This window comes from Citrobacter sp. CK202 (genome assembly GCF_030333225.1).
Taxonomy (GTDB): domain Bacteria; phylum Pseudomonadota; class Gammaproteobacteria; order Enterobacterales; family Enterobacteriaceae; genus Citrobacter_B; species Citrobacter_B koseri.
Map to the genome: position 1 here is coordinate 1 of NZ_JAOWGI010000023.1, position 12,586 is coordinate 12,586.

18 protein-coding genes are annotated in these 12,586 nt (G+C 50.7%); all 18 read left to right on the plus strand.

Features of this window, described 5'->3' with window-relative positions:
- The first annotated feature begins 65 nt into the window (after window positions 1–65).
- The 18 genes from OGX84_RS07895 (at window position 66) to OGX84_RS07980 (ending at window position 12,585) form a co-directional block, all read left to right on the plus strand.
- The gene (locus OGX84_RS07895; protein WP_048224292.1) at window positions 66–338 is read left to right on the plus strand and encodes a phage holin family protein; all 273 of its coding nucleotides are present in this window, start codon (window positions 66–68) and stop codon (window positions 336–338) included.
- The gene (locus OGX84_RS07900; RefSeq protein ID WP_286457701.1) at window positions 338–826 is read left to right on the plus strand and encodes a lysozyme; all 489 of its coding nucleotides are present in this window, start codon (window positions 338–340) and stop codon (window positions 824–826) included. Before OGX84_RS07895 ends, OGX84_RS07900 begins: the two co-directional genes overlap by 1 nt.
- Complete coding sequence (locus OGX84_RS07905) at window positions 823–1,287, plus strand: lysis protein (RefSeq protein WP_286457703.1); 465 nt, start codon at window positions 823–825, stop codon at window positions 1,285–1,287. The genes OGX84_RS07900 and OGX84_RS07905 overlap by 4 nt, the downstream gene beginning before the upstream one ends.
- 180 nt (window positions 1,288–1,467) lie before the next feature.
- Window positions 1,468–1,995, plus strand: a complete 528-nt coding sequence (locus OGX84_RS07910; protein WP_248623175.1) for a Rha family transcriptional regulator — start codon at window positions 1,468–1,470, stop codon at window positions 1,993–1,995.
- 414 nt (window positions 1,996–2,409) lie between these two features.
- Entirely contained in the window at window positions 2,410–2,631 is a 222-nt protein-coding gene (locus tag OGX84_RS07915) for a head fiber protein (protein ID WP_286449466.1), read from the plus strand.
- Window positions 2,632–2,794: 163 nt separating this feature from the next.
- Window positions 2,795–2,992 (plus strand): hypothetical protein, encoded by a 198-nt coding sequence (locus OGX84_RS07920; RefSeq protein ID WP_286457706.1) that lies wholly within the window; start codon window positions 2,795–2,797, stop codon window positions 2,990–2,992.
- 1 nt (window position 2,993) lies between these two features.
- A complete protein-coding gene (locus OGX84_RS07925) occupies window positions 2,994–3,503 on the plus strand; it encodes a terminase small subunit (protein WP_286457708.1) in 510 nt (169 codons plus the stop codon).
- A 1-nt stretch (window position 3,504) separates the two neighbouring features.
- Window positions 3,505–5,163 carry a phage terminase large subunit gene (gene terL / locus OGX84_RS07930; RefSeq protein WP_286457709.1) on the plus strand — a complete coding sequence of 553 codons (1,659 nt, stop codon included), beginning with the start codon at window positions 3,505–3,507 and terminating at the stop codon, window positions 5,161–5,163.
- On the plus strand, window positions 5,164–6,696 hold the full coding sequence (locus OGX84_RS07935) for a DUF1073 domain-containing protein (protein WP_286457710.1): 1,533 nt from the start codon (window positions 5,164–5,166) through the stop codon (window positions 6,694–6,696).
- A 52-nt stretch (window positions 6,697–6,748) separates the two neighbouring features.
- Window positions 6,749–7,444: a phage head morphogenesis protein gene (locus OGX84_RS07940; protein ID WP_286457774.1), complete on the plus strand. Its 696-nt coding sequence runs from the start codon at window positions 6,749–6,751 to the stop codon at window positions 7,442–7,444.
- A gap of 210 nt (window positions 7,445–7,654) precedes the next feature.
- Window positions 7,655–8,839, plus strand: coding sequence for a DUF2213 domain-containing protein (locus tag OGX84_RS07945; protein ID WP_286457711.1), 1,185 nt, complete (start codon window positions 7,655–7,657; stop codon window positions 8,837–8,839).
- A 1-nt stretch (window position 8,840) separates the two neighbouring features.
- A complete protein-coding gene (locus tag OGX84_RS07950; RefSeq protein ID WP_286457713.1) occupies window positions 8,841–9,323 on the plus strand; it encodes a structural cement protein Gp24 in 483 nt (160 codons plus the stop codon).
- Window positions 9,323–10,357 carry a major capsid family protein gene (locus OGX84_RS07955; RefSeq protein ID WP_286457715.1) on the plus strand — a complete coding sequence of 345 codons (1,035 nt, stop codon included), beginning with the start codon at window positions 9,323–9,325 and terminating at the stop codon, window positions 10,355–10,357. Before OGX84_RS07950 ends, OGX84_RS07955 begins: the two co-directional genes overlap by 1 nt.
- Before the next feature lie 3 nt (window positions 10,358–10,360).
- Window positions 10,361–10,687 carry a hypothetical protein gene (locus OGX84_RS07960; protein ID WP_286457717.1) on the plus strand — a complete coding sequence of 109 codons (327 nt, stop codon included), beginning with the start codon at window positions 10,361–10,363 and terminating at the stop codon, window positions 10,685–10,687.
- Between the two features lie 2 nt (window positions 10,688–10,689).
- Window positions 10,690–11,133 carry a DUF4054 domain-containing protein gene (locus OGX84_RS07965; RefSeq protein WP_286457718.1) on the plus strand — a complete coding sequence of 148 codons (444 nt, stop codon included), beginning with the start codon at window positions 10,690–10,692 and terminating at the stop codon, window positions 11,131–11,133.
- Window positions 11,134–11,135: 2 nt separating this feature from the next.
- The gene (locus tag OGX84_RS07970; RefSeq protein ID WP_286457723.1) at window positions 11,136–11,675 is read left to right on the plus strand and encodes a hypothetical protein; all 540 of its coding nucleotides are present in this window, start codon (window positions 11,136–11,138) and stop codon (window positions 11,673–11,675) included.
- On the plus strand, window positions 11,672–12,040 hold the full coding sequence (locus OGX84_RS07975) for a hypothetical protein (RefSeq protein ID WP_286457725.1): 369 nt from the start codon (window positions 11,672–11,674) through the stop codon (window positions 12,038–12,040). The genes OGX84_RS07970 and OGX84_RS07975 overlap by 4 nt, the downstream gene beginning before the upstream one ends.
- On the plus strand, window positions 12,037–12,585 hold the full coding sequence (locus tag OGX84_RS07980; protein ID WP_286457727.1) for a phage neck terminator protein: 549 nt from the start codon (window positions 12,037–12,039) through the stop codon (window positions 12,583–12,585). The genes OGX84_RS07975 and OGX84_RS07980 overlap by 4 nt, the downstream gene beginning before the upstream one ends.
- Window position 12,586: the final 1 nt, after the last annotated feature.

Consider the following 12,586-nt stretch of genomic DNA (forward strand, 5'->3'; position numbering starts at 1 on the left):
AAATCCAGCCCGAGGGCCTGACCCTACAACACACAGCTCCCGCATTTACCGCGAGGAGAGAGACTATGAAGATGGACGAAAGATACAGCAACGCGACATACGGCAGCGCTGGTCTTGCGGCTTTCTTTGCCAGCCTGTCATTGCAGGACTGGGGCTTCATCATTGGCGTCGCTTTCAGCATCATCCTCGGCGTCCTGACATACAGGCTCAATAAGCGTGAGCAAATGAAGCGCACGAAGATACTGCAGGACATTCTGAACAAGACTGATTCAAGCAACCCATCTGCTACAGCCAAAGTTCTCGCCGATCTCGGACAGAAAGCACCGAAGGAAATCTGATGAACAGCACCCTGCGAAATAAAATTGCTGCCTCCATCGGTGGCGGTGCGATTGCGATCGCAACAGTCATGCTGTCAGGTAAGGATGGTCTTGAAGGTCGAGAATATGTGGCCTACCGAGATGTTGTCGGAGTGCTGACTGTCTGCGATGGTAGCACCGGATCCGACATAATCCCCGGAAAGCGGTATACCGATAAGGAATGCGATGCTCTAACCCGGAAAGATTTAACGCGAATTGCCGCGCAGGTTGATCCACATATCAAAGTGCCGACTACTGAAACTCAACGAGCAGCGATTTACTCTTTCGCGTACAACGTTGGCGCTTCTGCGGCCATCAACTCAACACTGCTGAAAAAACTCAATGCCAAAGAATACGCAGCGGCATGCGAAGAATTAAAGCGTTGGGTGTATGCCGGTGGTAAGAAGTGGAAAGGCCTGATGAATCGTCGAGATGTTGAGTATGAGGTTTGTACCTGGAGCCAGAAATGAGCAGGTTAACCGCAATCATCATCGCTTTTGTCGTCTGCATCATCGTATCTCTTGGCTGGGCTGTTAACCACTACCGCGACAACGCCATCACCTACAAGGACCAGCGCGACAAAGCCACCAAGAATCTCAGCCTGGCTAACGCCACCATCAAAGACATGCAGACCCGCCAGCGTGATGTCGCTGCGCTGGATGCCAAATACACGAAGGAATTAGCCGATGCGAAAAAAACCATTGGCGATTTGCGTCGGGATGTCGATTCTGGCGCTAAGCGGCTGCGCATCTCCGCAACCTGCCCAGGAGTGTCCAAAACCACCTCCGCCACCGGCGTGGATGATGCAAGAGCCCCCGAACTTACTCCAGACGCTCGACGGAATTATTTCGATCACCGGGACGGAATCGCAACCGCTGACAAAATGATTCGCGGCATGCAGGACTATATCAAAGAGCAGTGCCTCAAATAACAGCCTCGCAATAGCGGGGCTTTTTTATACCCGAATTTCACCGCGCACCGCATGCGCACAACAACCACCGAACCAGACCCTTTGGAATGAGCCGTTGAGGATGTCAGTTAGTGCTGGCGAGCCTCGGTGGGCTGACTTCCTATGCGGCAACGGTTCATCTCAAAGAGCAGGTAAAACGCTATGAAAGAAGCAGTGTTAGTCCAGGAGTTCGACTTCTCTAAGATGGTGATGGCTATCCAAGGGAAGGCGTTCACGACCAGTCAGAAGATCGCTGATTACTTCGGAAAACGACATGATAACGTGTTGAGAAAAATTAGGCAGGTGAAGTCAGAATGTCCTCCAGAATTTGCCGCCCTCAATTTTGAGGAGGCTGATTTCATTGATAAAAATGGTGAAGCACAGCCAATGTTCAAACTGACAAAAGATGGTTACATGTTGGTGGTGATGGGCTTCACCGGCGCGGCGGCCACGCTAATCAAAGTGCGATACATTCAGGCGTTTAACTGGATGGCGGATCAGTTGACTCGCTGGCATGAGATGGGTGAGCAGGCTCAGCACCGCCATGCGTTAAAGGTCGCCAAGTCAGAAGTGAAGGCTCGCATTGGTAGCAAGATGATGAATGCACGCAAGCGCGAAAAGAAACTGCTTGCGCTGGAATTCGATCAGATCCTATCGCTGACACAACCAAAACTGATTTTCACCGAGTGATGGCATTACAGAAGCTCTTCACTGAGGGGCTTCGATAATGATCTGTGCAACCCCGCAAGGATGGTGATCACATCTTGGCAGCTCGGAACAGACGAGAAGTGGCGTAGCAACATCGTGAGATGGTGGCGACCGCTGCGACAAGAATTCACCCCATGCGCTACATCTTCGCTGCTTATCTGCATTAGCCATGACTGTAGTCCCTCCTTCTGCAAAAGCGTGCAGGTTATTCGAAAAAGATGATACCGCGCCACAGCATTGCGGGATGCCTGTGGCGTTCATAGCTGCCTTCTCAAGCAGTGGTAGAAGAATTGAGAGTGCAATACAGAGCATTCTTTCGAGAATGTTCAATATTGCAGAGATTTTTATGTGTGCGCCTACGGGCAGGATCTTCACTATTCAGCAGGAAATTCTATTATGAGCACTAAATGTATCTCCACAGGTGGTTATCCGGTTGAAGTGGCAACCATGGAGGATGTAGATGGAGAAGCTTACACGCTGCCCGCTGCAACCACTGCTGAGTTAGGTGGTGTTAAGAAGATGGAAGCACAGGAGGACTCCACTGCAACCGATGTTGCTGGCTTACTGGCTGACTTTAACGCTCTGCTGGCTAAAGCTCGCACTGCTGGGATGATGTGATGATCACCCTGAAGCTGGTCGCACAAAAGCGGTGGTGGGTAAGCCCATTACTGTTCGTGCTTAAAGCATTTGTCTATGCACGCATCGTTAAAGAGAAACACTTCAAATCTCTGTCAGGCTTCATTGCTCGATGGGGATTTAAATTCAGCACAGAGAAATAACTATGGCCGACATTGAAAAGCGAATATCTCAATTCGCAGAAAAGATGAAGTCAGAGGGAAGAGTGTTAAGCGTCATGGATGGCGCATGGGTATCAGTAAGCCCGACAACTGGCATGGCAGCGCTGGACATAGTCGAGATGTCGAAGCTGAATGCGAAAGGTGATTTGGCTGTATATGTATTAGCAAATATCGAGAAATAACATGGCAAAGCTCACCGACAAACAAGAGCTGTTTGCCCGTGAGTTCATTAAAGACCTCAACGCCACTCAGGCGGCCATCAGGGCGGGTTACAGCGAGAAGTCATCCCGCAACCAAGGCGCAAGGATGATGGCAAATGATTACATTTTGCATCGCATCGCAGAATTGAATCAGGATCGTCTGGAGCGAGTTCAAGTTGATGCTGATTACGTTCTGCGGCAGGCAGTAAAACTTCACGAGCGCTGCATGCAGGAGGTTGAACCTCTTACTGATAGGCGTGGAGAGGAAATCAAAGATGAGCAGGGAAGAACGATTTACGGTTTTGACGCAAAGGGTGCTGCTGCTGCACTGAAGCTTGTTGGTGAGCACATAACTGTGCAGGCATTCAAGACCAACGTTAAGGCTGAACATGTCGGGAAGGATGGCAAGCCGATTGAAGTTGTTAACTACACCCCTGCTGATTACAAAGCAGCACAGGCTCAGCTTGAGGGGAAATTAAAAGGCCTAGACTGATATGAACGAAATCCTCGAATGGGATGATTTGTCATTCCCTGATCGTGTAGTGATTCGTTCAAAGTCCACCAAATCGTTTCTCAACTTCACTCGCCTGTGGTTCGAACTGATTCAGGGTGATCGCCTTCTGGTTAACTGGCATCACCGGTTAATGGCATCAAAGATTGATGACCTGATCGCGGGGCGATTAGAACCAGGAAACCTGATTATCAACATCCCCCCTGGTGGGACGAAGACTGAATTCTTCTCCATTCACTTTCCAGCATACGTCAACGCACTGGTGCAGGAAGGGAAGCTCAAGCGATTTCGTAACCTGAACATCTCGTTTGCTGACACTCTGGTTAAGCGTAACTCACGTCGCACCAGAGACATCATTGCCAGCAAAGAGTACCAGGAGTTCTGGCCTTGCTCGTTCGGTGTTAACCAGGCGGAAGAGTGGGAGATAAAAGACGAACGCGGTCGCTCAATCGGTCAGACAGTATCTCGCTCCAGTAACGGGCAAATCACCGGTGGTCGTGGTGGGTACTTCGGACCTGAGTTCTCTGGCATGGTTATGCTGGATGACTACAACAAACCAGTCGATATGCTCAGTGAGTCGCGCAGGAACAGCGCAAACACGCTCTTGGTAAACACCATTCGCTCTCGTCGTGGTGATAAATCAAAAGAGCACCCGACTCCGTTTGTGAGCATTCAGCAGCGCCTTCACACCGACGACGCAACCGGCTTCATGTTATCTGGCGGTATGGGCGTTAAGTTCCACCATGTAGCCATACCTGCGCTGATTGACGAGAAATACATCCAGTCCCTTGCTGAGCCATGGCGCTCTCTGTGCTGGGAGACGGTAAAAGATACCGACTCTGTGGAAGTATCCGGCACTAGATACTGGTCATATTGGCCGCAGATGGAAGACGTGAACGACCTCCTGCAGCTTTGGGAGAAAGATCGTTACACATTCCTCTCTCAGTACCAGCAGAACCCAATGGCGCTTACTGGTGGAATCATCGATACAGACTGGTTCCAGACCTACACCACGCTTCCTAAGCTCACTCATCGCGCCGTATACGTTGATACAAACAGTGGCAAGGTTGAGGACTGGCTGGATTACACGGTGTTCACGCTTGTTGGCATGGGGGTGGATGGCAACCTCTACATCATCGATGTAGTTCGCGGTCGCTGGGACCCGGAAGACCTGCTGAAGAAAGCCGAAGAGGTCTGGGAGAAATGGCGCATGCAAGGGTCGATGCGAATCATGCCAATGCGGCACATGGCTATCGAAGAGAAACAGGCCGGACAGGGGCTGATCACCACGCTTAAGAAGCGCAACAGCATTCCGGTTAAAGAAATCCCTCGAGGTGCAGGACAAAACAAGCTGGTTCGGTGCCTCAACGTCATCCCTCAGATTAAAACCGGAAAGGTTTACGTACCCGCAACACACACCAATGAAGGGGCGGCATTGACGCACGTCTATTACGAGGACGGAACGGTAGCCGGGACTACCTCATGGGTAATAACCGCAATGACTGAATGCGCCGCGTTCTCTGCTGACGACAGTCACGACAATGACGACATCCTCGATACCTGGATGGACGCTATTGACGACAATCTTATTTCTGGTCGCCAGCCGATGGTTATCGACCCGAGCCAACTCAGGAGAATTTAAGTGTGGCCGTTTAAAAAGAAACAAGTCGCCGCGCCTGAGCCGGTGAAAGAACAAAAGCCTGATATGAAAATCAGGCCAGAGGCGGTAGCAGAGATTCAGGCTAAACCACCTCGCGAGATAGTGCAGTACAAGCCACCAAAAGGCGTTATCCCTGAGAGCATAGAGAAAGGCATTCTGGCGATGGACTCAACTCCATATGGAGCGCTGAATGAAGCTTATATGGGATACACCTATGGATACCCTGACAGCTTCCCGGGCTATCCATACCTGGCTACGCTCGCTCAAAAGCCTGAGTATCGCAAGATGGTCGGAACCATCGCTGAAGAGATGACCCGCAAGTGGATCAAGCTCAAGACTGTCGGTGATGACGATAAAGCAGATCGCGTTCAGCAACTCTACGCTGCAATGGAAAAGTTCAAGGTTAAGGACAGATTCCGCGAAGCAGCAGAGCATGACGGCTACTTTGGTGGCGGACAGATTTATATCGATGTTCAGTCGGCTAGGGGTGTGTCTGCGTGGACTGACCCGGTAGAGTTGGGCTCAAAGCTTTTCCTGTCAGACAAAAAGATTAAGAAAGGCAGCCTGAAAGGACTTACCGTCATTGAGCCAGTATGGACTTACCCGGGCGTGTATAACACAGATAACCCGATGAGCCCTGACTTCTACAAGCCTACAGAATGGTTTGTGATGGCCAAGACGGTCAATGCCAGCCGCATGCTGGACTTTGTATCGCGTGAAGTGCCTGACCTGCTTAAGTCTGCGTATAACTTCCGTGGGCTTAGCCTGACGCAGATAGCAGAGCCATACGTCAATAACTGGCTGAGAACGCGAGACAGCGTTAGCGACCTGATTCACTCGTTCACAATACCTGTGCTCTCAACCAACATGGAAACAGTGTTGCAGGGTGGTGGCGCAGAGTCGCTTATCAATCGCCTTCAGATGTTCAATCAGTGCCGGGACAATCGCGGTGCTTTTGCTGTAGATAACTCACCAGCACAAGAGGAAAAGGCGGAGTTCATTAGCGCCCCTCTTGGCGGTCTCGATGCATTGCAGGCTCAGGCACAGGAGCAAATGGCGGCAGTGTCCAGCATTCCTCTGGTCAAGCTGTTAGGCATTTCACCTGCCGGCCTTAACGCTTCATCTGATGGTGAGATTCGAGTCTTCTACGACTACATCCATGCCTTGCAGCAATCCATCTTCAAAGACAACCTGAAGCGCGTTCTGGACATCATCCAGTTATCGGAGTTTGGCGACATCGACCCGGATATCTACTTCGAGTTTGAGCCTCTCTACGAGATGACCGAGAAAGAGAAAGCAGAAATCCGCAAGATTGACGCTGATACCGACGCGGTAAACGTAGCAACTGGAGCGCTGACGGGTAACGAGATTCGGCAGAAGATCGCAAATGACCCTGATAGCCCATACCACTCACTGGACTTAAGCGATGACATCGAAATCGAAGACGACTACGAAGACGATGACCAGAGGGAAGAAGAAATCGACGCGGCAAACGCTGAGAGCAATTCATCCTAATGCCGGTGTTGAGGCGTGGTATCGCAGGCAGCTAGACAACCACATCAGAGAGATGCAGAAGTCCGTTGTGTATTGGCTGACCGCTAACTACAAAGCGAGCGGCGCAGCAGTGGCAATGGACTCATCTCCTGCGGTGTTTATGCGTGATGCAATGAAGAAGCTCGCTAAGCGATGGACGAAGGCATTCGACAACGTATCTCAGAAGCTTGCAGAAAGGTTTGCCGGTGATGCGATGAAGAATACGGACGTATCCTTGCATAACGCACTAGAAACGGCAGGCTTCACGGTTGAGTTCATGATGACTGCACCGATGAACAACGCGCTTCAGGCGACCATTGCAGAGAACGTTGGGCTGATACGCTCAATTCCTGAGAAGTATTTCACAGAGGTTGAGGGTCTGGTTATGCGCTCTGTTGCGCGAGGTCGTGACCTTTCTTACCTGACTGGCGAGCTTCAGAAGCGCTATGGCATTACGCGCAGGCGTGCAGCATTAATCGCACGTGATCAGAACAACAAGGCAACTTCAGTAATGCAGGCAGCAAGGCAGCAATCCCTTGGTATCACTCAGGGCGTCTGGAAGCACTCACATGCTGGCAAAGAGCCAAGGCCATCACATGTTAAAGCTGATGGAAAGGTGTTTGAGCTAAGCAAAGGAATGTATCTGGATGGCAAATGGGTGATGCCTGGAGAAGAAATAAACTGCCGTTGCACCTGGAGTCCGGTCATTCCGGGACTGGAGGGTAAATGACATATTACTACTGGCTTTGCTTTTCGATAGTTGGCGGAATTCTCTCTATAGGCTGGATTCCAATCATCTGGTTAATTGGTCGCGGCTGCCTATGTCGAATGCCAGCAATGACAAAGATTAATGGGTGTGGATACCAACCAGAAAAACCTGCTGGCACATCAGGAAAGATACTTCCCCCTCCCAAGAATCGCTAATTAAACGGAACTAAGCATGACTGTAGAACGGTTGGCATTTGACCGCGCATCAGTGCGCTCGTTTGATGGCAACGGCAGACTTCAGGTTAAGTTAAGCAATATCAGCAAGGCGAATGTCTGTCCCTACTTCGGGAGAGAGATTCCAGACGCTGAAAAACTCGGGTTAGAGCCAGATAAGATTTACCGGTTATGGCGACACCCCGATGAACTGAAGAAAGCCGCTGCGACATTCAACAACATTCCACTTTTATCAATCCATACACCTGACTTCCCCGGCGACCCACCGCGCGAGTATCGCGTTGGCGTAACGCATTCAAATGCAGATTTTGACGGAACGTATCTGACAAACGGTTTATCAGTTTGGGATGACTCCGCAATAGCCGGTATTGAGACGGAAGAGCAGGAAGAATTGTCTTCGTCGTACCAATACGTCGCTGACATGACCCCCGGAGTAACACCGAATGGAGAGCCGTATGACGGCATCATGCGGGAAATTATCGGGAACCACGTAGCGCTGGTTGAAAGAGGCCGCGCAGGAAGCGACGTATTGGTCGCAGATTCATTACCCCCGGAGTTAATGCTCATGAGCAAACGTAAAGCCGCGATTATTCGCGCAACGCTGAAGCCGTTACTGGCAGCTGATGCTGATTTGGAGGCTGAAGTACGTAAGGCGCTTCTGGCGCTGGATGAGGCCGAAAAAGAAGACGAGAAAGAAAAGAAACCGGCTGAAGACGAGGATGACGACAAGGACGATGAGAAGAAGAAAACCGCTGACGACGAAGATGACGAAGACAGCGATGACAAAAAGAAAAAGCCAGCCGAAGACGAAGACGATGAAGACGATAAAAAAGACGACAAAGTCTCCAAAACGGCAATGGACAGTGCGATTCGCTTAGCTGCTGACAGCGCACGCAAACAAGCCGCCAAAGATTTCCGTGCTGTGCGTGAAGCTGAGCAGGCTGTGCGCCCACTGATTGGCGATGTCGTTGCAATGGACTCTGCTGATGATGTCTACCGTACTGCTCTTGAGCAGGCTGGGGTGGATATCGAAGGAGTTCATCCTTCGGCCTTCCCTAAGATGGTCAAAATGGCTATCGAGCAGCAGAACAACAAACGACCTGTCATTGCGCAGGATTCCGCATCTATCGGCGACTTCGAGAAGGCTTTCCCGACCGCTGGCAAACTGAAACGAGGTTTCTAATATGGCAGGTTTTCAGAGTGTAATTAATCAATATCCAGCTCCGGGTGTGGAAGGCGGTTTCGCGAGCACCAACCCTCATGCAACCTACCTCGCCGGAGAGGCGGCATTAGTTTCTGGTGAAGATGGCCTGACCGTTGGTCGATTTGCATGGGATGTTGACGGTGTGGCTTCAAATGCTGGCACTGGCGCTCCATCCGGATTCGTTCATCGAGATGGTCAGGCTTCAATCACCGTGTGGCTTGGTGAGTCATCAATGCTTATCCAGCCAGGACGTGAAGTAACCCTGATGACCGCTGGCGACTTCTGGGCGCGCACCGCTACTGCGGCAACTCGCGGACAGAAAATCTTCGCTGTGCTTGCTGACGGCACCATTAAAACTGGCGCAGCAGGAGCGACTATTTCCGGCGCAGTCGAAACACCTTTCTATGCTGGTAGCGCTTGCGATGTGGGCGAACTGGTCAAAATCAGCACCTGGAGCAAGTAATGAACGAATTTCAGAAACACTATTCCGCTGCTAGCGGAAAATACGGCATCATTCTGCCTGGCGCAAAAGACTACCTGAAGCCTGACTTTGCAGAAAACTTCCAGTTGGCTATGGATGCTCAGCCGACCATGGTTACTGCGAACAACGCAGGTATCCCGGCGTACTTCACCAATTACGTTGACCCTGAGCTGATTCGAGTTCTGGTTACCCCAATGAAAGCGGCAGAAATCATCGGCGAAGTGAAGAAAGGCGACTGGACCACCCTAACTGCTCAGTTCCCTATCGTTGAAAGTACCGGTGAGACCAGCTCATATGGCGACTTCAACAACAACGGCATGACCGCGGCTAACGTTAACTGGGTTCCTCGCCAGTCTTACCATTATCAGACCCACACCCGTTGGGGTGAGCGTGAACTGGATATGTACGGCGCGGCACGTATCGGCTATGCGGCAGAACTGAACGTAGCATCTGCTTTGGTACTGAATAAGTTCCAGAACAAGTCCTACTTCTTCGGTATCGACGGTCTGATGAACTATGGTCTGCTGAATGACCCTTCTTTGACGGCATCAATCACGCCAAATGCTACCGGCACTGGCGGCGCTGTAACCTGGTCAACTAAAGATGGTCAGGCGGTTTATGACGACATCGTCAAGCTGTACGGCCAGTTGGTTTCTCAAACCAAAGGTCTGATTGAGCGTACTGACTCCATGACTCTTGCCATGTCTCCTTCTGCGGAAGTGAACCTGACCAAGACCAACATGTACAACGTCAACGTTTCTGACCTGCTGAAGAAAAACTTCCCTAATCTGCGAATTGAGACTGCAGTTGAATACTCAACTGATGCGGGGGAACTCGTTCAGCTGATTGCAGATCGCCTGGGAGAGCAGGACACGGCGTATGCAGCCTTTACCGAGAAGATGCGTGCTCACGCAGTTGTGGTTGAAGAATCCAGCTGGAAGCAGAAGAAGTCAGGCGGCACATGGGGTGCAATCATTCGTCAACCGCTGGGTATCGCCAGCATGATCGGGGTTTAATTCATGGCAGAGACTATCGTAGTAGGTTGCAAACTTCCCAATGGCCTGATTGTTGAGCAAGATGGCTACACGGTAACGCTGAACGGCTCCAATTCTGCCAATGTCATTGGCGGTTATGGTCTGACCGATGGCGTAGACAAGGATGCATTCGAGAAGTGGCTTTTAGTTCATAAAGAGCAACCTTACGTCTTGAATGAACTGGTCTTTGCTCAGGCAAAAGCCAACAGCGCACAGGCAAAAGCGTCAGAAAACGCCAAGGTCAAATCTGGCCTTGAAGGACTGCCTCAGGATAAGCCAATGCCTGGCATCGAAAAATCGGACGGTAAGTAATCATGGCGATCGTTGTTTTCGACATTAACGCATTCCGTGAGCGTTACCCCGAGTTTAACACGGTAAGTGACACGCTGCTGAATGCGTATTTCGTTGAGGCAACGGTCTACCTTGATAACACTGATTGCAGTCCTGTTACCGATGTGAATGTGCGTGCGGTGTATCTGAATATGCTCGTGGCGCACATTGCAGCCCTGAATTCAGGTGTGGGTGGTCAGAAGCCATCCGGACTTGTCGGCAGGGTTGCGAGTGCATCTGAAGGGTCTGTGTCAGTGTCTACCGGTGAGGTGCCTGTAAGCCCATCTTCATGGTGGTATCTGCAGACACCTTACGGCGCTGCTTACTGGCAGGCTACCGCTCCTTACCGGACGTTTAAATACGTTCCTGGCGCATCACCATCATTCTATCCAGGACATTATTACCGCAGGCCAGTTACCCGGAGGTGAGCATGACCACGTTTAGTGGTGGCGCAGCTTTAGAGGCGAAACTTGCTGAACTGGCGGAAAAGCTTGGTGAGCCAATGACCTTACGCATGGGATTTCTGGAAAATGCAACTTATCCAGATGGAACAAAGGTAGCATTGGCTGCTGCCGCTGCGGAGTGGGGAAATCCAGCTAATGGACAGCCACCAAGGCCGTATTTCAGAAATATGATTTCAGCAAGCTCACCGCAATGGGGAGATGACTTCGCCAAGATAGCGATTGCTTCTAACTATGATGCAAGAAAGTCTCTTTCTCTGATGGGTGAGCATATGAAATCACAGTTGCAAGATTCAATTCGCGAGCTTACAGAGCCCCCGCTTAGTCCTGTAACCGTTCTCCTAAGAGAGAGGTTTGGAAACAATCATCACGAGATCAAATTCAGTGATGTGCAGGCAGCCAGGGCTGATGTAGCTAATGGTGTAAGGGGAAGTGCTTCAGACAAACCATTGATATGGTCTGGACACATGCTAAACAGCGTCGATTACGACATTAAGGATGGCGTATGAACCTGAGAGGCATAGCCAATAGCGCCACGAGAGCAATAAACCCCAACGTAAATGGAGTATTCCGGATTAATACCGGTTTCACTACGTTACCTGGTGGAAAGCGAGAGCAGACGTACAGCAACGTTGATGTTGAAGTGCAGATGCAGGAGCTATCGTCCACAGACCTACGTCAGATTGATGCTATCAACATTCAGGGCATCCTCAAAAGTGCATATCTGAATGGCAACTTCAACGGCATTAACCGACCAGATCAAAAGGGTGGCGACATTCTTATCGTTAACGGTCAGCAGTGGTTGGTGGTGAAGGTTCCTGAGTTATGGCCTGACTGGTGCCGAGTGATTGTTAACCTGCAGAGGTCGCCATGACAGCCACAGTAGACATCACCGAGCTTGACCTGCGCATCGCGCTGCAGGCGTTTCTGATGGATATCACCGGCCTCACCATCGACAACGTACTGGTAGGTCAACAGAACCTCACACCAATGCCACTTCATGACTTCATCATCATGACGCCATTGAAGCAGATAGGACTGTCTACAAACCGCATCAAATACGACGATAACGGCGTGTATGGCGAAGGTAAGCAACTCAACCAGCGCAGCACTCAATGGCCTTGTCAGATTGACTGTTACGGTGAGAGCGCAGCGGATAACGCTGCAATCATCGGCACGCTAATCCGCTCAGACTTTGCCTGTGAGTGGTTCAGGCAGAATGGCAATGTCATCACTCCTCTTTACTGCTCAGACCCTCATCAGACAACGATGATAAACGGCGAGCAACAATACGAAGGCCGCTGGACGATGGAATTCATCGGGCAATTCAACCCGTCTGTTACCACGCGCCAGGACTTCATGGACAGCATTACAGTCGGCGTTATTGCCGCAGATTTAAAATACCCTCCGGAGAGTTAAT